Consider the following 18,095-nt stretch of genomic DNA (forward strand, 5'->3'; position numbering starts at 1 on the left):
ACCCGACGGTGCGCAGAGACTTGGGGGATGGCCACGTCTGCTCAGGGTGCGGGGCATCGGTGATGCCCCAGATGCTCATCCGCCTGTCGGCGGACCTGCCCGCGGACGCGCTGGCGGCGTTCCCCGCCCTGACCTGCGTCGCCCAGCCCGCCCACACGGCCCTGGTCGGCCCGGTCGCCGATCAGGAGGAGCTCCAAGGCGTCCTCCACCACCTCAACGATCTCGGCATCGCGATCGTCGAGGTCGTCACCATCCCCGCCGAGACCGAGAGTGAGAGATGAGTTCCCATGGTCCGTGTCGTGATCCGCGCCGCCGTCTTCCTCGGCTCGGCCGCCGTCGGCCTCTACGTCGCGACGCTGATGGTGCCCGAGATGTCGATCGGCTGGCGGTCGTTCCTGGTCGTCGTCGTGGTCTTCGCGGTGCTGCAGTCGCTGCTCACGCCGTTCATCACCAAGACGGCGGTCAAGAACGCGTCGGCGCTCGTCGGGGCGGCCGGCCTTCTCAGCACGGTCGCGGCCCTGCTGATCACGTCGGTGCTGATCGAGGGGTTGAGCATCCGCGGCGGCGTGGGCCCATGGATCTACGCGTCGGTGGTGGTGTGGATCGTCACCATGGTCGCCGCGCTGCTCCTCCCGCTCGTCGCGGTCAAGCGGGGAGCCGCCGCCGCCGCGGAACGCCGCCGCGCCGCCCCCTGACGGTCGAGGCGAGGCGTCCCGAGGCCCACGCCCCATCGCCCAGCGGTCACGTCCAGGTCTCCTCGCGACAGCCGTCGACTCACTAGGCTTCGAGACATGGGCAGCCCGCCGGTCGAGCCTGGCAACGATGGCGGAGCGGACGCGCCTCCCCTCGCCGGTCGAACCTTCGCCTCGGTCGAGACGCACGGACGGTCTCTGGTCGCAGGCAGTGCCGTGCGGCTCACCTTCGGGGTGGACGGCCTCGCCGCACAGGCCGGCTGCAACACGCTGTTCGGATCCGCCACCTGGACGAACGGCACCCTCGTCGCCCCCGTGCTCGCCAGCACGATGATGGCCTGCTCCCCCGAGCTGATGACCCAGGACACCTGGCTCGCGGAACTGCTGCGGAGCAGCCCTGCCCTGGCCCTCGAGGGGCGCAGGCTGACCATCGGTGACAGCACGTCCGGTCTGGTGCTCGTCGAGACCGAGGCCTGACACGCCCGAGCGGGTGACCACCCGAAGCGGGGGAAGCCCCAGGGGTGCCCGCAACAGGAGACTGGCCGTGACCTCGCAGGAGCGCGCCCGGCACGAGGAGGAAGCTGGTGGCCGGTTCAGGACCCGTCCGCCTGCGGCCGGTGCACGTCGTCGACGTCTTCGTGTACGTCACGGTCCTGAATCTCGCCATCGAGTACGTGCCGAGCGTGATCAGCGAGACGTTCACCCTCTCGCTCCTCACTGCCGTGCTGCTCAAGCTGGCGCTGGAGGTGATCGTCTCCGTCAAGAAGCGAGTGGTGGGGCGGCTCCGCGCGGGCGGGACGGTCGCCCAGCGCCTCGTCGCGGTGGTCATGCTGGCCCTCGTCCTGCCCGGCTCGAAGCTGCTCGTGCTCTGGCTGGTCGACCTCGCGTTCGGGGATGACGTCCGTCTCGGCGGGTTCGTCCCGGTGACGTTGCTGATCGCCGTGCTGCTGCTCTCCCGACTGGGGGTCCGTCGGATGCTCGGTTGACCTGAGCCGCCTCACCCTTGCCGGGTGAGGTGTCCCGCCACCATCGTGCGCCACAGTTCGTGTGGAGCCCCTCGGAGGAAGCCATGACGAACGCACCCGCTGCCGGCCCGGTCGAATGGGTGGCCCTCACCTTCCCCGGGCCGGCGCTGGACCCGAGGGTGGTGCCACCCCTCAGGCAGATCGTGGAACCGGGCACCGTGCGGCTCCTTGACGCGGTGGTCCTGCACAACGACCAGGCGGGAGGAGTGACGGCGGGAGAGCTCCAGGACGAGCATGTCGAGGCCTTCGACTCCGTCGACGGCGAGGTCCTCGAGCTGCTCAGCGAGGACGACCTCGCCGCCGTCGCCGCTGCGCTGCGGCCGGACAGCACGACTCTCGTCCTGGTCTGGGAGAACCTCTGGGCGGCCACGTTCGGTGAGGCGATCCGACAGGCCGGAGGAGAGCTCGCGGCGTACGACCGGATCTCCCGTGACCGACTGGAGGCCGCGTTCGGACGACCGGGCATGGACGGCGACCCGGACACGCCCCCCGGCACGGGGCAACCGAGCAGCCAAGGAGGGGCGCCATGAGACGGGCAACGGGGCGTGGGCGGCGGGGTCCGAGCCTGTTGGGCACCGCCGCGCGGACCGCTGTCGTGGCGGGTACCGCGACGGCGGTGTCCGGCCGGGTCGCGGCGGCCCGGAGCCCACAACCGCCGACGGGGCCACCTCCTGGGCCGCCTCCCGCGATGGTGGCCGACGGCCCGATCGGCATCGACGAGCTGCACGCCCAGCTGACCAAGCTCGGCGAGCTGCGTTCGGCCGGCCTGCTCACCGACGCGGAGTTCGAAGCCCAGAAGGTCCGGCTGCTCACCTCATGAGTCGCCGCGGTCGGCTGCCTGTGCACCAGCGGCTGATCGGTCGGTCACTTGAGGGCCAGCTTGATCGTGGCGAGGATCATCGCCACCCCCAGCGCGGCCACCCCCACCGCGAGGGCGCGCGGCAGTGCGCTGCCGTTCGAACGCGCCTCCATCGTCACCAGGACCCCGATGAACAGAGCGACGGCGACCCGGGCGGTCAGCACCTCCATGTGGACGGGGACGAGCACCACGGCCACCGACGCCACGATCGCCAGCACCCCGGCCATCACGACCTGGCTCATGAGCATCTCTCCCGGCGTGTGGTGCATGTTCGGGTCCCGGACGAGGAAGGCTGCCAGGGTGAGGGCGAACCAGTGCGCCACCGCGAGCCCGACCGTGGTCCCCCAGATGACCAGCAGCAGCTCCGGCAGAGGTGGAGGGGCCTCGTCACGAGTGACGTTGAGCGCCACGAGCAACGTGAGCCCGAGGTAGAAGGCCATCATGTCGGCCTCCCGCCGCAGCGACAGGTCGCTGCGGGTGGCCCGCACATGAGTCCGCAGGCGCGCCCGCCGCTGCTGACCGGGTCGCGGCCCCCGGGTCACCGCAGACGTCCCTGCACGACACCGGCTCCTTCCTGCCCTGCGGCCCCAGCCTGGGGCCTGGTTCCCGCCGGCACCTCGCCCGATCCGGATGACCTGAGACCAGCTGGGCAACCCTCGACGTCGGCGCCGTCCGGGACGTCGGCACCGTCCAGGACGTCGGCACCGCCCAGGTCGGGCGGTACGTGGCCTCCGCAGGCCAGGACCTAGGCTGGGGTGATGAGCGACGCCCTCTCCGCCGCGGCTCCGCTGCACGGTCCTGTCCCGCTGCACGGTCCGGTGATGCTTGCCGCCTTCGAGGGCTGGAACGATGCCGGGAGTGCCGCGACCCAGGCCTTGGCTCACCTGCACCTGATGTGGGGGGCCGAGCAGGTCGACGAGCTCGACCCCGAGGACTACCACGACTTCCAGGTCAACCGCCCGATGGTCGGCACCGACGAGAGCGGGAACCGGTCGATCACCTGGCCGACCACCACGGTGGCTGTGGCCAGCGTGCCGGGAAACCCGGTCGTGCTCGTGCACGGGATCGAGCCGTCGATGCGGTGGCGCCGCTACTGCGCCGAGATCCTCGACATCGCCGAGCGGCTCGGCGTGCGGACCCTGATCACGCTCGGAGCCCTGCTGGCCGACGTGCCGCACACCCGTCCGATCCCGGTCACCACGACGGCTGAGGACCCCGGGCTCCGGACGGCGCTGGGACTCGAGCCGAGCACCTACGAGGGGCCGACGGGGATCGTCGGGGTGCTCCAGCACGAGGCCTCGTTGCGCGGTATCGACGCGCTGTCGGTGTGGAGCGCCGTGCCGCACTACGTGGCGCACCCACCCTCACCCAAGGCGACCCTCGCGATGCTCGTGCGGATCGAGGAGCTGGTCGGTTCACCGATCCCGGTCGGGGAGCTCCCCGAGGACGCCGAGGCGTGGCAGCACGGTGTCGACGAGCTGGCCTCGGAGGACGGCGAGATCGCCGAGTACGTCCAGCAGCTCGAGGAGGCCAAGGACACGGCCGAGCTCCCCGAGGCCACCGGCGAGGCGATCGCCCGAGAGTTCGAGCGCTACCTGCGGCGGCGCGACGGTGGGCCCGGACCGACCCCCTGAGGAAGCACGGAGCTGGCGCGGGACCGCGGATCACAGGACGGCGGGGCCAGGGGGGTCAGTGCCTGATGCCGCGGGTCAGAGCCTGATGCCGAGCAAGGCGTCGATCGCCCGCGACACCACGCCGGGGGCTCCTACGACGTCGCCCCCGAGACTGAGCGAGTCGTCGGCCCAGGTGTCCACCGCGCGCACGGCCGCCGGTGCGTCGAGATCGTTCGCCAGCGCCCGGCGGATCGCCACGACCGTGCTCTCCGGGTCCGGTCCCCCGTTGCCCGAGACCGCGGCGCGCCAGCGCCCGAGCCGGGTCTGGGCCTCGGTCAGGACGGTGTCGTCCCAGTCCCAGTCCTCGCGGTAGTGGTGGGCGAGCACCGCCAGCCGGATCGCCATCGGGTCGACGCCCTGCTCGCGCAGGGTCGAGACGATGACGAGGTTGCCCACGGACTTGCTCATCTTGGCCCCGTCGAGGCCGACCATCCCGGTGTGCATGTGGGCGCGGGCCCCGGAGCCACCCAGGGCCCGAGCGTGGGCGGTGCTCATCTCGTGGTGCGGGAAGCACAGGTCTCGGCCACCGCCCTGCACGTCGAAGTCGCCCCCGAGGGCCCCCTCGGCGATGATCGTGCACTCGATGTGCCAGCCCGGGCGTCCGGTCCCGAGCGGGCCGCCGTCCCAGGCCGGGTCACCGGGGCGTTCTCTGCGCCAGAGCGCCGGGTCGAGGGGGTCGCGCTTGCCAGGGCGCTCGGGGTCTCCCCCGCGCTCGGCGAAGAGCGCGACGGTCTGGTCGTGGTCGAGGCCCGCGACCGAGCCGAAGTGCGGGTCGACCGACACGTCCGCGTACACGTCACCCAGGTCGGGGCGGTCACCACCCGCACCCTCCTCGAGCTCGACCCGGTATGCGAGACCTCGGTCGAGCAGCCGGGCGACCGCCTCGGCCACCCGCGGGATCGTCTCGACCGCCCCGAGGTACACGTGAGGTGGCAGCACCCCCAGTGCGGTCATGTCCTCGGCGAAGAGGGCGGTCTGGTCGGTCGCGAGACGCTCCCAGCTCACGCCCGTCGCCGTGGCCCGCTCCAGGAGCGGGTCGTCCACATCGGTGACGTTCGAGACGAACGTCACGTCCTGGCCGGCATCCAGCCAGGCACGGTGCAGCAGGTCGAAGGCGATGTACGTCGCCGCGTGACCCAGGTGCGTCGCGTCGTAGGGGGTGATCCCGCACACGTAGAGGGAGGAATGGGGTCCCCTCGAGGCGTCGACCAGCTCGCCGGTCGTGCTGTCGAGCACCCGCACCTGACCACCACGGCCGGGGATCGACGGGATCTGAGGGGCGGGCCAGGTCTGCACGAGCGCAGCCTAACCGGACTCGGGCGACAGGCAGGTCGGCCGCCCGCGCCACGGGTCAGCCGACGGTCCCGCCCAACGGCTCGAGCACGCCGACGCCCAGCAGCACCACGATCACCCCCGCGAGGACGATCCGGTAGACCACGAACGGCAGGTAGCTGCGCGTGGTGACGATCCGTAGGAACCCGATGATGACGACGTACCCCATCGCGAACGCCACCACGGTCGCCACGAAGGTCGCCAGCACGGTCGGGGTGCCCGCGACCCCGAACCCGCCCAGGTTCTTGGCCAGCTGGTAGAACCCCGACCCGTAGACCGCGGGCAGGGCCAGCAGGAACGAGTACCGCGCCGCGGCCTCCCGCGTGTAGCCCATGAGCAGCCCGATGGTGATCGTCCCACCCGACCGCGAGACACCGGGGACCAGGGCCATGGCCTGGCCCAGTCCGAACAGCACCGCGTGCCGGGCGGTGATCTGGTCCAGGGTGCGCTGCTTGGCCCCACGGCGGTCGGCGAAGCCCAGCAGCAGGCCGAACAGCGCCAGGGTCAGGGCGATCAGGTAGAGGTTGCGGAACCGGCCCTCGATCGACTCCTGGAAGAGCAGGCCCAGGACGACGATCGGCACCGAGCCCAGGGCGATCCACCACGCCATCCGGGCATCGGGGTCCCCGACACCCATACGGTCACGCAACGCCGGGCCGGCGTCACCGCGCAGCGCCCGCCACCAGGCCACGCAGATCCGCACGATGTCGCGCCGGAAGTAGATCAGGACGGCGGTCTCGGTCCCGATCTGCGTGATCGCGGTGAAGGCCGCCCCCGGATCGGCACGGGACGGCAGGAGCTCGCCGACGATCCGTAGGTGAGCGCTCGAGGAGATCGGCAGGAACTCGGTGAAACCCTGGACCAGACCGAGCACGACTGCTTCCCACCACGTCATGGCGAGCAAGGCTAGCCGCCCGCGACCGGTAGCCTGCACAGCCATGGAGGAGCGACTGCTCGGCAGGACGGGCCTACGGGTCTCAGCCCTGGCACTGGGCACGATGACCTGGAGCCGGGACACCGACGAGCACGAGGCCGCCGAGCAGCTGCGGGACTTCGTCGACGCCGGCGGCACCCTGCTGGACACCGCGGCCTCCTACGCCGACGGCGAGGCCGAGGTGCTGATCGGCGGGCTGCTCCGCTCGACCGTGCACCGCGACGACGTGCTGCTGTGCACCAAGGCGGGGGTGCGGCAGACCGCCAGCGGTGGCGTCGTGGACGCCTCGCGAGGGGCTCTGCTGAACTCGCTGGACGCCTCGCTGCGCCGCCTGGGCACCGACCACGTGGACCTCTGGCTGGTCCAGGCCCCCGACCAGCGCACCCCGCTCGAGGAGACCGTCGGGGCGATGCGGCACGCGCTGGACAGCGGCCGGGCACGGTACGTCGGGCTCTCCAACCACCCCGGCTGGCAGACCGCCCGCGCGGCGGGCCTCCTGGAGCCCGCGAACCGTCTCGCAGCGGTCGAGGTCGAGTACTCGCTGCTGCAACGCGGTGTCGAGCGTGAGGTCGTGCCGGCCTGCGCCGATCTCGGCACAGGGCTGCTCGCGTGGTCGCCGCTGGGGCGCGGCGTGCTGACCGGCAAGTACCGCCGCTCGGTCCCGGCCGACTCGCGTGCTGCGTCGGCCCACCTGGCGGGGTTCGTCGAGCCGTACCTGGGCCCCGACGCCGCTCCGGTGGTCGAGGCCCTTGCGACCGCCGCCGAGGGCCTGGGACGTGCGCCGCTCGAGGTGGCCCTGGCATGGGTGCTCGGCCGTCCGCAGGTCAGCGCGGCCGTGGTCGGTGCACGCACCGCGGTCCAGCTGCGCGGCGCCCTGGGGGCACTGGACCTGAGGATCCCGCCGACCCTGGGTGCGGCCCTGGACGAGGTGAGCGCCCCGGCGACGGGGTACCCCGAGCGACGCTGAGCCCCTCGGCCGCGAGGGTACCGGTGTGACTGGCTGCCCGGTCGTCCCGGCCGCCGGGGACGTCCCTCGGGGCCGCGCTCAGTCGTCCGCGTCGAGCTCCGCGCCGTCGAGCAGGTCGTCCTCCATGTCCTCGAGGTCGTCCTCGTCGACGTCATCGTCCTCGTCGTCGTCGGTGTCGTCGTCGGCGAGGTAGAACGGGAGCGTCTCGCCGTGCACACGCACCAGCGCGTCGTCGTACACCTCGAAGGCGTCGGCCAGGACGTCGTACGCGTCGTCCACCGCCGGGTCGTCGTCATCCCGCCGTGTCGCGACAGCGTGGAAGTGGGCCTCGAGAGAGGCGACGAGACGGTCCAACGCGGCACGCGGATCAACGGTCATGCGATGACCGTAGCGCCGCACCGTGCACAATGGCACACGAATCCAGACCACCCGAGCGACCACCGAGGAGCCGGATGCCCAGTTCACCCGCCCGACGGACCGACCTGGACGGCTGGCGGTCGCAGGGCGCGGCCTACGAGTACCGGGTACTGACCATCGACAGGTCCACCAGCCGCAACGACGCCCGCCGGCTGCTCACCGACGAGGCCGAGTACGGCCGGTGGGAGCTCGCTCGTACGCGTCTCTACGCGGGCGGCGAGCGCAAGGTCTGGCTGCGACGCAAGATCATCCGGGTGCGCAGCACCCTCTGAGCGCCTCCGCCCAGCGGCTCCTGAGCCGTCAGCAGGTGGCGAGCAACCGGTCCAGCACCCGCACGCCGAAGCGCAGCGACTCGACCGGTACACGCTCGTCCACACCGTGGAACATCGCCGAGAAGTCCAGCGTCGGCGGCAGCTTCAAGGGTGCGAAGCCGTATCCGACGATGCCCAGTCGAGAGAGCGACTTGTTGTCCGTCCCCCCTGAGAGGGTGTACGGCAGCACGCTCGCCCCGGGGTCCTCACGGTGCAGGGCGGCCACCATCGCGTCGACCAGGTCCCCGCTGAAGGGCACCTCCAGGGCGACGTCGCGGTGGATGTCCTCGATCCTGACGTGCTCTCCCGCGAGCGACTCCAGGGTGGCGCGGGCGCTCTCCTCGTGGCCGGGCAGGAAGCGCGTGTCGATGACGGCCTCGGCCGAGCCCGGGATGACGTTGGCCTTGTAGCCCGCGCTCAGCTGCGTCGGGTTGGCCGTGTTGCGCACGGTGGCACCCACGAAGCGCGCGGCCGGCCCCAGGGCGTCCACGAGCCGTGCGACGGCGTCCTCGTCCTCGGGGTCGAAGGGCAGGCCGGTGAGGTCCGCGACGCCCGAGAGCAGGGCGTGCACGGTCGGGGTGAGCTGGAGCGGCCACGGGTGCGCACCGATCCGGGCGACCGCTGCGGCCAGGTGGGTCACGGCGTTCTCGGTGTTGACCTGCGACCCGTGGCCGGCACGACCCCCTGCCACGAGCCGGAGCCAGCCGATGCCCTTCTCGGCGGTCTGCAGCAGGTAGGCACGGTGCCCGCCCACGTCGACCGAGAACCCTCCCACCTCGCTGATCGCCTCGGTCGCCCCCTCGAAGAGCTCCGGCCGGTGGTCGACGGCGTAGCGTGCGCCGAACCGACCGCCAGCCTCCTCGTCGGCGAAGAACGCCACGACCAGGTCACGGGAGGGTGAGCGACCCTCGCGGACCATCTGCCGCACGACGGCCAGGATCATCGCGTCCATGTCTTTCATGTCCACCGCGCCGCGGCCCCACAGCAGGCCGTCGATCTCCTCGCCACCGAAGGGGTCCACCGACCAGTCGTCGGCCGCAGCCGGCACCACGTCGGTGTGCCCGTGCAGCACCAGGGCCGGGCGCGTGGGGTCGGAGCCCGGCAGCCGCACCACGACGTTGGCCCGCCCCGGCGCCGACTCGAAGAGCTCGGGGTCCAGCCCGACCTCGGTCAGCGAGGTCATCACGTACTCGGCGGCGGCGCGTTCACCCGGGCCGCTGCCGTCGCCGTAGTTCGACGTGTCGATGCGCAGCAGGTCCTGGCAGATCGAGGCCACCTCGTCCTGCGCCGTGGCGTGGTCGGCGGCGGACGGACGAGAGGCTCCTGAGGTGAAGGACATGTCGGCCACGGTACCTGCCGACTCCGGCGGTCCCGGCACCGCGGTCCCGGCGCCCTCGGCTCAGCCCGCCAGACCCCGCCGGGCCAGCAGCGGCGCGATGACGGGGTCCCTGCCGCGCAGGTCGCGGAACGCCTCCATCACGTCGACCGAACCACCACGGGCCAGCAGCCTCTCGCGGAAGGCGGCACCGTTCTCGCCGCGGAGCCCGCCGTTCTCGGCGAACCACTCCACCGTGTCCGCGTCGAGCACCTCGGACCAGATGTAGGAGTAGTACGCCGCCGAGTAGCCACCCCCGAAGGCGTGGTTGAAGTACGTCGTGCGGTACCGCGGCAGGACCGCAGGGACGTCGACCCCGGCAGCGGCCAGGGCACGACGCTCGAAAGCCTCGACCTCGCTGACGTCGGTCGGGACCTGGTCGGGGTCGAGCTGGTGCCAGGCCTGGTCGAGCAGCGCTGCGGCGAGGTACTCGGTGGTCGAGAAGCCCTCGTTGTACTGGCGAGAGGCGATCATGGTGCGCACCCACTCCACGGGCATCGGCTCACCGGTGACGTGGTGCACCGCGAACCGCGCGAGGACGCCCGGGTCCCAGGCCCACATCTCGTTCACCTGGGACGGGTACTCCACGAAGTCGCGCGGCACCTCGGTCCCCGACTGCGAGGCCAGCCGGACGTCGGAGAACAAGCCGTGCAGGGCATGGCCGAACTCGTGGAACAGCGTGATGACCTCGTCCCAGCTCAGCAGGGCGGGCTCGCCGGCCGGTGGCTTGGGGATGTTCAGGTTGTTGACGACCACCGGCCGCTCGGCCAGCAGGTGGTTCTGGTCGACCAGGTTGTTCATCCAGGCCCCACCGCGCTTGGACTCGCGCGTGAACCAGTCGGCCAGGAACAGCCCGACCTCACCACCGTCGGCGTCGTGCACCTCGTAGACGCGGACGTCAGGGTGGTAACCCACCAGGTCGGGTCGGTGGGTGAACCTCACGCCGTACAGACGGGTCGCGGCGTCGAAGACCCCGTCCTGCACCACCCGCTCGAGCTCGAGGTAGGGGCGCAGCAGGGTGTCGTCGAGCGCGTAGCGCTCCTGGCGCACCCGCTCGGCGTAGAAGGACCAGTCCCAGGGCTCGAGCGTCGCGCCCGGCAGGTCGGCCTGCAGCGCCTGCTCGAGGTCGGCCGCCTCGCGGCGCGCGTTCGCCGCGGCGGCCGGTGCCAGGCGTCCCAGCATCTCGTCGACGGCTGCCGTGGTCTTGGCCGTCGAGTCGGCTGCCACGAAGGCCGCATGGTGATCGAACCCGAGCAGCCGAGCGCGGCGTGCCCGCAGACGCGCGAGCTCCAGGAGGGTCGCACGGGTGTCGTGCTCACCGCCGTGCCCGCCGCGGGTGACCGACGCCTCGTGCACCCGGCGGCGCAGGTCCCGGTCGCGCAACGACGCCAGCACAGGCTGCTGGCTGAACAGCATCAGCTCGATCAGGTACCCCGCCGCGTGGCCACGGTCGGCAGCAGCCTGGCGGGCAGCGGCGATCGCGTCCGCCGGGAGCCCGTCGAGCTCGGCCACGTCCTGGACCAGGACCGCTGCGGCGTTCGTGTCGGCCAGCAGGAGCCGGCCGAAGGTGGACTCGAGCGTCGTGATCCGGGCGTTGATCTCGCGCAGCTCGGCCTGCACCTCCTCGCCGGTCGCGACACCTGCGCGGACGAAGTCCTGGCGCAGGGTGTGCAGCAACCAGGCGGTGTCACCCGCGAGCTCGACCAGGCCGCTCGACACCGCGGCGTGGAGCGCCTCGAGCCGGTCGTAGAGGCGACGGTCGAGGTAGATCGCGTCGTGGTGCGCCGAGAGGAGCGGGGCGACCTTCTCCTCGAGCTCGTCGAGGAAGGCCGTGCTGTCCGAGCTGGTGCGGTTGTAGAACACCATCGACACCCGGTGCAGCAGCCGTCCGGAACGTTCCAGGGCGAGCAGTGTGTTGTCCTCGCCGGGCGGGTTCGGGTCGGTCGCGATCGCCTCGACCTCGGCCCGTTCCTGAGCCATGCCCACCTCGAAGGCCGGCAGGTAGTGCTCGTCGCGGATCGCAGCGAAGTCCGGCAGCCCGTAGGGCAGTGCCGAGGGAGCGGCGAACGGGTTGTCGCGGTCCAGTGCGGGCATGTCGAGGGAGCGGGTCGTCATGTCGCCATCCTCTCAGCCGTGGGCGCAGGCCACGGCTCGGCCGGCTCGCGCGGGTCGTCCCGGAGCAGGGTCGCCAGCCACGAGTCCCGACGGACCCCACGCTGCACCCCGTGGAGCCGGACCGTGCCCTCGACCCGGAAGCCGGCGCTCCAGGCGACTCGGCGCGAGGGCCAGTTGCCCACGAAGGCCGACCACGTGACACGGACGAGGTCCAGGCCGTGCGGGTCGAAGGCGTGGTCCAGGACCAGGTCCTGAGCCCGCCTCACCACTCCCCTGCCGCGCGCCCACGGGGCGGTCCAGAAGCCGATCTCCGCCGACCCGTCGGCCACCCCGTGCAGCCCGACCATGCCCAGCAACCGGGACGCGCGTCCCGTGGTGGGCGCCAACCGGACCACCCACGTCAGGTCGGTGCCCTGCTCCCAGCCGGGCCGGACCACATGCTGCAGGAAGTCCTCGGCATCGGCACGGGTGTAGGGGCTCGGCACCGTGACCCAGGCGGCGATCTGCGGGTCCTGGCAGGCGAGGGTGATGTCGTCCAGGTCCGGTGCGGTCGGGGCGGAGAGCAGCACGGTCTCGTCGGTCAGCACCACGGGGTCCATCGCGACACCGTAGGTCCCCCGTCCGCCGAGGTGCAGCCGATTTCCGACCTCGGGCCGCGATCTCAGGCGACGCCCACCGAGGCGAGGTCGGCGATCGGGAGCCCGTGGGCCTCGGCGACGCCCAGGTGCAGCAGGGCCCCGTCGTGCGTCGTGAGGCCGTGGGCCAGGGCAGGGTCCTGCACGACGGCCTGACGCCACCCGTGCTCGACCAGGGCCAGCAGGTAGGGCAGGGTCACGGCCGTCAGCGCGTGCGTCGCAGTCACCGGGACGGCGCCGGGCATGTTGGCCACGCAGTACATCACCGCGTCGTGCACCGGGAAGGTCGGTTCGTCGTGCGTGGTCGGCCGGGTGTCCTCGAAGCACCCGCCCTGGTCCACGGCGATGTCGACCAGCACCGAGCCGGGACGCATCCGGCGGACCAGGTCGTTGGACACCAGGCACGGTGCCCTCTTCCCCGGCACGAGCACGGCACCGATGACGAGGTCTGCCGTCAGGACCGCTCGCTCGATCGCGTAGGCGCTCGAGGCGATGGTCCGCACCCGCCCTCCGTAGGCGGCGTCCAGCTCACGCAGCCGGGGCAGGCTGACGTCGAGCACCGTCACGTCCGCACGCATCCCGACCGCGATGTCCGCGGCGTGACGACCGGCCACCCCACCCCCGATGACCACCACGGAGGCGGGCTCGACGCCGGGAACACCACCGGGCAGGAGGCCTCGACCACCCTGGCTCCTCATCAGGTGGTAGGCGCCGACCTGGGTGGAGAGCCTGCCCGCGACCTCGCTCATCGGAGCGAGCAGCGGTAGTGACCCGTCGGTGGCCTGCACGGTCTCGTACGCGATCGCCGTCGTCCCCGCCCGCAGCAACGCCTCGGTGCACGGACGGCTCGCTGCGAGATGGAGGTAGGTGAACAGCACCTGGTCGGACCGCAGGTACCCGTACTCCTGGGCGATCGGCTCCTTGACCTTGCACACCAGCTCGGCCGACCACGCCTCGGCAGCCCCCGGGACGAGCGTGGCACCCGCTGCCGTGTAGACCTCGTCGTCGAGCCCCGAACCGAGCCCGGCCCCGGCCTGGACCCAGACCTCGTGCCCTGCCGCGACCAGCGCGTGGACCCCGGCCGGAGTCAGCGCGACCCGGTACTCGTGGTTCTTCACCTCTGTGGGCACACCGATCCTCATGCGATCCTCCGCTTCGTGGTCATGGTGCGAGAATCCCACGTCACCCCCGTTTGGGACAGACCCTTTCCGTGTCGTAACAGCATGGAAACAACGGAATCCTTGGCCAGCCCCCTCTGCTACGACGATCTCCGTCGTCTACCGTCCACCGCTGAGCACGCTGGGCGTGATGAACTGCCCCGATGACGACGCCCGTGTACCGCAAGGGTCGCGCCGACGCGCCCCCCGGATACTTCGACTGGGAGGCTGCGGGGCTGGCGTGGTTGGCCGTGCCGGGCGGACCGCGGGTCGTACGGGTGCTCGCGGTGACCGAGGCGGGTCTGGAGCTCGAGCACGTGAGCACCTCGGCACCGAGCCGTGCCGCCGCGACCGACCTCGGACAGGACCTGGCGCGGATGCACGAGGCGGGAGCCGGCGACTTCGGCTCGCCGCCCGACGGATGGGTCGGCGACGGGTACTTCGGACCGTTGGCCGAGCCGCTCCCGCTGCTGGCCGACGCCGCCGCGACCTGGGGTCCCTTCTACGCCGACAGCAGGCTCGGACCCGTGGGCGAGATGCTCGCCGTCCGGGGGCGGCTCGACCCCGACCTGCGCACGGACCTGACCCGTCTGCGCGACCGGCTGCGCGCCGGCGAGTGGGAGGACGACGAACCACCGGCCCGCGTGCACGGCGACCTGTGGGCGGGCAACCTGCTGTGGACAGACGGGGGCGTCGTCCTCATCGACCCGGCGGCGCATGGCGGTCATCCCCTGACCGACCTGGCGATGCTCGACCTCTTCGGGCTCGCCCACCTGGACGCCGTGCTCGACGCCTACGAGCAGGAGCATCGGCTGGTCGACGGTTGGCGCGACCTCCTCGGTCTGCACCAGGTCTTCCCCCTGGCCGTGCACGCGGTGCTGTTCGGGGGGTCGTACGTGCACCGGACGGCCGCGCTCGTGCACCGGTGGGCCCACGGCAGGTGAGGGGCACCCCCGGACCGTCGAGACGGACCGGGGGTGCGGCCTGGTCAGCGCGCGGCGACCGTCAGGGTCACCAGGGTCCCGCGTTCGACCGTTCCGTCGGCCGGGTCCTGATCCGTCACGACCCATGCGGTGGCGTCGTCCGTCGCGACGGCGGCACCAGACTCGTCGACGACCTCGACCTCGAGGCCCGCACGCTCGAGGTTGCCCTGCGCGGTCTCCAGGATGAGCACCGTGACGTCGGGGACCGTGACGGTACCCGAGACGCCCTCCTCCTGCCCCTGCTCCTCCTGGGTCTGCGTGGGCGTGGCCGCCGGCTCGGACTCGGGGTCTGACGTGCACGCGGCGGACAGCAGGACGCCGGACACCGCCAGCACGGTGGCTGCAGCTCGCACGACGCGGTTCTTCATCTGGCCCTCCTGGGGCACTCGGGGACGGGCGGTGCGGACCGATCGGGACGCGCACCGTGTGTCGCCGGGCACCCGTCGGGTCACCCGGCACGCCGTCGGACATCCGACGACCTGACCGTTCGACCGTATGCCTCCCCAGGGGGCAGAGCACGCCAATTTCCCCCCGACGAGAGGCACGTCACACCCGCCCGCTGCACGCGCGCGCCGTCTGCGGGCGCCTGCCTCAGGCAGCGTGCGTGAGGCGCGGGACGACGGCCCGGGCCACCGAACCCAGGTCGTGCAGCACACCCAGCAAGATCCGGTTGAAGGTCTCGGGGGCATGGCTGTTGACGTCGTGCCCGGCACCCGGCACCACGGTCAGGCGTGCCAACGGGGAAGCCGCCAGGTAACGGCGCTCGCCGAACCTCAGCACGTCACGTCGACCGTTGACGAGCCACACCGGGACCAGCAGTCGACGAAGGTCGCTCACGGCCGAGTAGCCCTGGAGGGCAGCCAGCATGTCGGCGACCACGTGCCAGGTGCTTCCGGTGGGACGCAGCATCCGCACGATCCGCACCGACAGCGCGCGGTAGGCGCCCAGTGGCATCCCACGGATCTCGGTCGAGCAACCCGACAGCACCACACCGGCCACCTTGTGCCCGTGCTGCGCCGCATAGGCCAGCGTGGTGTACCCACCGAGCGACAGCCCGACCACCACGGGCGGTGACGCGCAGCCGTCCACGGCCCGGTCGATGGTCTCGAGCGCGCCTTGGAGGGTGAAGCGCTCCGAGCTGCGTGAACCGTGGCCAGGGAGGTCCACCGCGACCGACTCGTGCCCCCACCGCTCCATCGCCGCGACCTGGTGGGACCAGATCGCCGAGGAGGTGCGGGTCCCGTGCACGAAGACGAGAGGTGTGATGAGAGAGGGCCCTTCCCGATGGGCGGCGAGGTCGGCCGGACCGGCCAGGTCGTCACGCCGCGTCCGACAGGTGTCTGCATCCCAGGGTAGGCGCAGAACGCCCCTCCAGCCCTCCGAGGATGGAGGGACCGTGTGAAGACCTCGTGGCGACCGGCGCCTACGATCTCCCGGGTGACCCCTGCTGATCCGACCGCCGCCGCACACCACCGCCCCCCCTGGTTGACCCTGGCCCTGATCGGCGTACTGGGCGGGGCCCTCTCCGGTGCCTTCGGTGTCGGGGGCGGGATCCTCATGGTGCCGCTGCTGATCACGCTGGGCGGGATGGACCAGCGGCGGGCCGCGGCCACCTCGCTGGTCGCGATCGTGCCCGCCTCGATCGCGGGCTCCGCGACCTACCTCGCCAACGGCCGGGGTGACCTCCTGGTGGCGCTGGTCGTCGCCGTCGGGGGCGTCACGGGCTCCTACCTGGGCGCCCGGTTGCTGCGTCGCATCCCGCTCACCTGGCTGCGCTGGATGTTCGTGACCCTCCTGGTCGTCGTCGCCGCCCGCATGCTCCTCGTCGCCCCGGCCCGCGGGGACGAGGTCGAGCTCGGCTGGCTCGTCGGCGTGGGTCTGGTCGCCGCCGGGCTCTTCATGGGGGTGGCGTCAGGGCTCTTCGGCATCGGTGGCGGCGTCGTCCTCGTACCGATCCTCATCGCGGTCTTCGGCGCGGGCGACCTGGTGGCCAAGGGGACCTCCCTGCTGGTGATGGTGCCCACAGCGATGATGGGGACCGTCACCAACGTGCGTGGCCGCCTCGTCGACCTGCGGGTCGGCGCGACCGTCGGTCTCGCCGCGACCGTCGCGTCGTTCGGCGGGGTCGCCCTGGCCTTCGTGATCCCGACCAGGATCTCCGGGGTGCTCTTCGCGCTCCTGCTGATCTTCTCGGCGGTCCAGCTCTCGATCCGGGCGCTGCGCTCGAACCGGTGAACGGTCGTCAGTCGGAGGGGTGCTCGACCGTCCGCGCCGGGGCGGGACGCTCGGCGGCCGTGCCCGGGACCCGGCCGCCACGCAGACGCTCCCATCCCCCGCGCAGGTCCTCGAGCGAGGGCAGCCACGGCACCGCAGCCGCGGTCTCCCGGTGCGAGCCGTACACCAGCAGGGCGAGGAAGACCCCGTAGACCGGCAGGTGCCCGATGACCTCGGTGGTGCCGAAGATGAACAGCGTGAGGTTGAACGGCACCATCGCCACGAGCACCGCGACCTGCGGCAGCGCGCCCGAGAGCACCAGCAGTCCGAAGAGCAGCTCGATCCCCCCGGCGATCACGATGAACGTCTCGACCCCCACCGGGATGCCGACCAGCTCGAAGACGTTGAGCTCGGGGTAGGCCTCGAGCAGGTTCCGGGCCAGCTCGGGGTTGGTGAACTTCTCGCTGAAGGCCAGGGTGATCAGCGCCACACCGACGAAGACACGAAGGAAGAACAGGGCCCAGCGCAGCCGCTCAGGGCTCGGCCGCACCCTGCCGAAGGTCGCGTCGGAAGGGGCAAGGATCACCAGGAAGAGCGCCACGGCGAGGGTGTCGGCCGTCTCGAGCAGTGCCACCGGCCCGGCCGCGAGCAGGGCAGGCGGACCCAGCAGCACCACGCCCAGCGCCGGGATGCGCAGCCGGATCCCGGTGATCAGCCAGATGCCGACAGCCCCCTGCACCAGCCCCGCGAAGTCCCCTCCGGGCACCTCGTCGAGCGGCAGGGACGGCGTGAGGAACCCTCCGGTGACCGAGTACGCCAGGAGCGAGACCCCCAGGTGGATCCCGAGCAGTCGGGGGATGTACGGGGCGAGCCGGCCGAGGGGGGCAAGCACCGCGAGCTCGGGTCGGGGCAGCCGGCGCGCGACCAGGCGCCACAGGACGGTCACCACGACCACCGCGACGGTCACCGCGAGCGGTAACGGCGAGAAGAAGAAGCCCCAGTCACCACCGTCGGCGTGGTCGGCGAACCACTTGCCGTGCGCGGAGGCGGGGCCAGCCGTCAGCACGACCGCGGAGAGGCCGACGGCGGCAACGGTCGCTGCTCGACGCAGAGGTGCTCCACGTGGGCGCACAGAGGTGTTCGTCATCAGGAGTCCCAGGGTGTCGCGTGAGTGCCGGGTCGCGATCGGCGCACACCAGCCTACGGTGCCTCGGCGGCGCGGGTCGCGCGCTCCCGCGGGACGAGAAAGACCCCCGACCTCGCGGTCAGGGGTCTTCGTCGTCGCTGTCTCAACGAGTGTCCGGAGGGGGACTTGAACCCCCACGCCCGTTAGGGCACTAGCACCTCAAGCTAGCGCGTCTGCCATTCCGCCACCCGGACGAGGTGGTGCTGGACGGCCTTCCGGC

The 18,095-nt window shown here is 71.9% G+C and carries 22 protein-coding genes and 1 tRNA gene; 11 read left to right on the forward strand and 12 right to left on the reverse strand.

Annotation, left to right across the window (positions count from 1 at the left end; genetic code table 11):
* The first annotated feature begins 71 nt into the window (after positions 1-71).
* The 6 genes from M1R94_RS12900 (at position 72) to M1R94_RS12925 (ending at position 2,537) form a co-directional block, all read left to right on the forward strand.
* A complete protein-coding gene (locus M1R94_RS12900) occupies positions 72-281 on the forward strand; it encodes a hypothetical protein (protein WP_249382110.1) in 210 nt (69 codons plus the stop codon).
* 6 nt (positions 282-287) lie between these two features.
* Positions 288-695 carry a phage holin family protein gene (locus M1R94_RS12905; RefSeq protein WP_249382111.1) on the forward strand — a complete coding sequence of 136 codons (408 nt, stop codon included), beginning with the start codon at positions 288-290 and terminating at the stop codon, positions 693-695.
* Between the two features lie 96 nt (positions 696-791).
* Positions 792-1,169, forward strand: coding sequence for an META domain-containing protein (locus tag M1R94_RS12910; protein ID WP_249382112.1), 378 nt, complete (start codon positions 792-794; stop codon positions 1,167-1,169).
* Positions 1,170-1,276: 107 nt separating this feature from the next.
* Positions 1,277-1,678 (forward strand): hypothetical protein, encoded by a 402-nt coding sequence (locus M1R94_RS12915; RefSeq protein ID WP_249382113.1) that lies wholly within the window; start codon positions 1,277-1,279, stop codon positions 1,676-1,678.
* A gap of 83 nt (positions 1,679-1,761) precedes the next feature.
* Positions 1,762-2,247, forward strand: coding sequence for a DUF6325 family protein (locus M1R94_RS12920; protein WP_249382114.1), 486 nt, complete (start codon positions 1,762-1,764; stop codon positions 2,245-2,247).
* The gene (locus M1R94_RS12925; protein ID WP_249382115.1) at positions 2,244-2,537 is read left to right on the forward strand and encodes an SHOCT domain-containing protein; all 294 of its coding nucleotides are present in this window, start codon (positions 2,244-2,246) and stop codon (positions 2,535-2,537) included. Before M1R94_RS12920 ends, M1R94_RS12925 begins: the two co-directional genes overlap by 4 nt.
* A 44-nt stretch (positions 2,538-2,581) precedes the next feature.
* Here the strand turns inward: M1R94_RS12925 and M1R94_RS12930 are convergent, their stop codons facing one another.
* Positions 2,582-3,118 (reverse strand): hypothetical protein, encoded by a 537-nt coding sequence (locus M1R94_RS12930; RefSeq protein WP_249382116.1) that lies wholly within the window; start codon positions 3,116-3,118, stop codon positions 2,582-2,584.
* Positions 3,119-3,334: 216 nt separating this feature from the next.
* Between M1R94_RS12930 and M1R94_RS12935 the strand changes: the two genes are divergently transcribed.
* The gene (locus tag M1R94_RS12935) at positions 3,335-4,210 is read left to right on the forward strand and encodes a PAC2 family protein (protein ID WP_249382117.1); all 876 of its coding nucleotides are present in this window, start codon (positions 3,335-3,337) and stop codon (positions 4,208-4,210) included.
* 75 nt (positions 4,211-4,285) lie between these two features.
* Here M1R94_RS12935 and mshC read toward each other — a convergent pair whose 3' ends face one another.
* Together mshC and M1R94_RS12945 are read right to left on the reverse strand one after the other, a co-directional pair.
* Positions 4,286-5,545, reverse strand: a complete 1,260-nt coding sequence (mshC, locus tag M1R94_RS12940) for a cysteine--1-D-myo-inosityl 2-amino-2-deoxy-alpha-D-glucopyranoside ligase (RefSeq protein WP_249382118.1) — start codon at positions 5,543-5,545, stop codon at positions 4,286-4,288.
* 55 nt (positions 5,546-5,600) lie between these two features.
* Positions 5,601-6,476 carry an undecaprenyl-diphosphate phosphatase gene (locus tag M1R94_RS12945; protein WP_249382119.1) on the reverse strand — a complete coding sequence of 292 codons (876 nt, stop codon included), beginning with the start codon at positions 6,474-6,476 and terminating at the stop codon, positions 5,601-5,603.
* Positions 6,477-6,519: 43 nt separating this feature from the next.
* On the opposite strand from M1R94_RS12945, the gene M1R94_RS12950 reads away from it, so the two are divergent.
* Positions 6,520-7,482: an aldo/keto reductase gene (locus M1R94_RS12950; RefSeq protein ID WP_249382120.1), complete on the forward strand. Its 963-nt coding sequence runs from the start codon at positions 6,520-6,522 to the stop codon at positions 7,480-7,482.
* Between the two features lie 78 nt (positions 7,483-7,560).
* On the opposite strand, the gene M1R94_RS12955 is transcribed toward M1R94_RS12950, so the two are convergent.
* Positions 7,561-7,860: a primosomal protein gene (locus tag M1R94_RS12955; protein ID WP_249382121.1), complete on the reverse strand. Its 300-nt coding sequence runs from the start codon at positions 7,858-7,860 to the stop codon at positions 7,561-7,563.
* Between the two features lie 74 nt (positions 7,861-7,934).
* Here M1R94_RS12955 and M1R94_RS12960 point away from each other — a divergent pair, with 74 nt between their 5' ends.
* Complete coding sequence (locus tag M1R94_RS12960; protein WP_249382122.1) at positions 7,935-8,171, forward strand: DUF5703 family protein; 237 nt, start codon at positions 7,935-7,937, stop codon at positions 8,169-8,171.
* A 28-nt stretch (positions 8,172-8,199) separates the two neighbouring features.
* Here M1R94_RS12960 and M1R94_RS12965 read toward each other — a convergent pair whose 3' ends face one another.
* The 4 genes from M1R94_RS12965 to ald all read right to left on the reverse strand — a co-directional run bounded on the left by M1R94_RS12965 (position 8,200) and on the right by ald (position 13,477).
* The gene (locus M1R94_RS12965) at positions 8,200-9,549 is read right to left on the reverse strand and encodes a M20/M25/M40 family metallo-hydrolase (RefSeq protein ID WP_249382123.1); all 1,350 of its coding nucleotides are present in this window, start codon (positions 9,547-9,549) and stop codon (positions 8,200-8,202) included.
* Between the two features lie 60 nt (positions 9,550-9,609).
* Positions 9,610-11,700: a M3 family metallopeptidase gene (locus tag M1R94_RS12970; RefSeq protein WP_249382124.1), complete on the reverse strand. Its 2,091-nt coding sequence runs from the start codon at positions 11,698-11,700 to the stop codon at positions 9,610-9,612.
* On the reverse strand, positions 11,697-12,299 hold the full coding sequence (locus tag M1R94_RS12975) for a GNAT family N-acetyltransferase (protein ID WP_249382125.1): 603 nt from the start codon (positions 12,297-12,299) through the stop codon (positions 11,697-11,699). Before M1R94_RS12975 ends, M1R94_RS12970 begins: the two co-directional genes overlap by 4 nt.
* A 62-nt stretch (positions 12,300-12,361) precedes the next feature.
* Complete coding sequence (ald, locus tag M1R94_RS12980) at positions 12,362-13,477, reverse strand: alanine dehydrogenase (RefSeq protein ID WP_249382126.1); 1,116 nt, start codon at positions 13,475-13,477, stop codon at positions 12,362-12,364.
* Positions 13,478-13,656: 179 nt separating this feature from the next.
* Here ald and M1R94_RS12985 point away from each other — a divergent pair, with 179 nt between their 5' ends.
* Positions 13,657-14,436, forward strand: a complete 780-nt coding sequence (locus tag M1R94_RS12985; protein WP_249382127.1) for a fructosamine kinase family protein — start codon at positions 13,657-13,659, stop codon at positions 14,434-14,436.
* A gap of 44 nt (positions 14,437-14,480) precedes the next feature.
* On the opposite strand, the gene M1R94_RS12990 is transcribed toward M1R94_RS12985, so the two are convergent.
* Entirely contained in the window at positions 14,481-14,843 is a 363-nt protein-coding gene (locus M1R94_RS12990; RefSeq protein ID WP_249382128.1) for a PASTA domain-containing protein, read from the reverse strand.
* A gap of 223 nt (positions 14,844-15,066) precedes the next feature.
* Entirely contained in the window at positions 15,067-15,723 is a 657-nt protein-coding gene (locus M1R94_RS12995; protein ID WP_249382129.1) for an alpha/beta fold hydrolase, read from the reverse strand.
* A 189-nt stretch (positions 15,724-15,912) separates the two neighbouring features.
* Here M1R94_RS12995 and M1R94_RS20800 point away from each other — a divergent pair, with 189 nt between their 5' ends.
* Entirely contained in the window at positions 15,913-16,710 is a 798-nt protein-coding gene (locus tag M1R94_RS20800) for a sulfite exporter TauE/SafE family protein (RefSeq protein WP_249382130.1), read from the forward strand.
* Between the two features lie 7 nt (positions 16,711-16,717).
* On the opposite strand, the gene M1R94_RS13005 is transcribed toward M1R94_RS20800, so the two are convergent.
* Both M1R94_RS13005 and M1R94_RS13010 read right to left on the reverse strand, forming a co-directional pair.
* On the reverse strand, positions 16,718-17,836 hold the full coding sequence (locus tag M1R94_RS13005) for a hypothetical protein (protein WP_249382131.1): 1,119 nt from the start codon (positions 17,834-17,836) through the stop codon (positions 16,718-16,720).
* 150 nt (positions 17,837-17,986) lie between these two features.
* Positions 17,987-18,069, reverse strand: a tRNA-Leu gene (locus tag M1R94_RS13010).
* Positions 18,070-18,095: the final 26 nt, after the last annotated feature.

The sequence above is a fragment of the Actinotalea alkalitolerans genome (assembly GCF_023369855.1).
GTDB lineage: Bacteria > Actinomycetota > Actinomycetes > Actinomycetales > Cellulomonadaceae > Actinotalea.

Excerpts from the sequence above, each read along its gene's own strand:
- ald (WP_249382126.1), bottom strand. The coding sequence starts at position 13,477 with ATGAGGATCGGTGTGCCCACAGAGGTGAAGAACCACGAGTACCGGGTC.
- M1R94_RS12985 (WP_249382127.1), top strand. The coding sequence starts at position 13,657 with ATGACGACGCCCGTGTACCGCAAGGGTCGCGCCGACGCGCCCCCCGGA.
- M1R94_RS12935 (WP_249382117.1), top strand. The coding sequence starts at position 3,335 with ATGAGCGACGCCCTCTCCGCCGCGGCTCCGCTGCACGGTCCTGTCCCG.
- M1R94_RS12905 (WP_249382111.1), top strand. The coding sequence starts at position 288 with ATGGTCCGTGTCGTGATCCGCGCCGCCGTCTTCCTCGGCTCGGCCGCC.
- M1R94_RS12900 (WP_249382110.1), top strand. The coding sequence starts at position 72 with ATGCTCATCCGCCTGTCGGCGGACCTGCCCGCGGACGCGCTGGCGGCG.
- M1R94_RS12920 (WP_249382114.1), top strand. The coding sequence starts at position 1,762 with ATGACGAACGCACCCGCTGCCGGCCCGGTCGAATGGGTGGCCCTCACC.
- M1R94_RS12975 (WP_249382125.1), bottom strand. The coding sequence starts at position 12,299 with ATGGACCCCGTGGTGCTGACCGACGAGACCGTGCTGCTCTCCGCCCCG.
- M1R94_RS12960 (WP_249382122.1), top strand. The coding sequence starts at position 7,935 with ATGCCCAGTTCACCCGCCCGACGGACCGACCTGGACGGCTGGCGGTCG.
- M1R94_RS13005 (WP_249382131.1), bottom strand. The coding sequence starts at position 17,836 with ATGACGAACACCTCTGTGCGCCCACGTGGAGCACCTCTGCGTCGAGCA.
- M1R94_RS12990 (WP_249382128.1), bottom strand. The coding sequence starts at position 14,843 with ATGAAGAACCGCGTCGTGCGAGCTGCAGCCACCGTGCTGGCGGTGTCC.
- M1R94_RS12945 (WP_249382119.1), bottom strand. The coding sequence starts at position 6,476 with ATGACGTGGTGGGAAGCAGTCGTGCTCGGTCTGGTCCAGGGTTTCACC.
- M1R94_RS12970 (WP_249382124.1), bottom strand. The coding sequence starts at position 11,700 with ATGACGACCCGCTCCCTCGACATGCCCGCACTGGACCGCGACAACCCG.
- M1R94_RS12950 (WP_249382120.1), top strand. The coding sequence starts at position 6,520 with ATGGAGGAGCGACTGCTCGGCAGGACGGGCCTACGGGTCTCAGCCCTG.
- M1R94_RS12965 (WP_249382123.1), bottom strand. The coding sequence starts at position 9,549 with ATGTCCTTCACCTCAGGAGCCTCTCGTCCGTCCGCCGCCGACCACGCC.
- M1R94_RS12910 (WP_249382112.1), top strand. The coding sequence starts at position 792 with ATGGGCAGCCCGCCGGTCGAGCCTGGCAACGATGGCGGAGCGGACGCG.
- M1R94_RS12955 (WP_249382121.1), bottom strand. The coding sequence starts at position 7,860 with ATGACCGTTGATCCGCGTGCCGCGTTGGACCGTCTCGTCGCCTCTCTC.
- M1R94_RS12925 (WP_249382115.1), top strand. The coding sequence starts at position 2,244 with ATGAGACGGGCAACGGGGCGTGGGCGGCGGGGTCCGAGCCTGTTGGGC.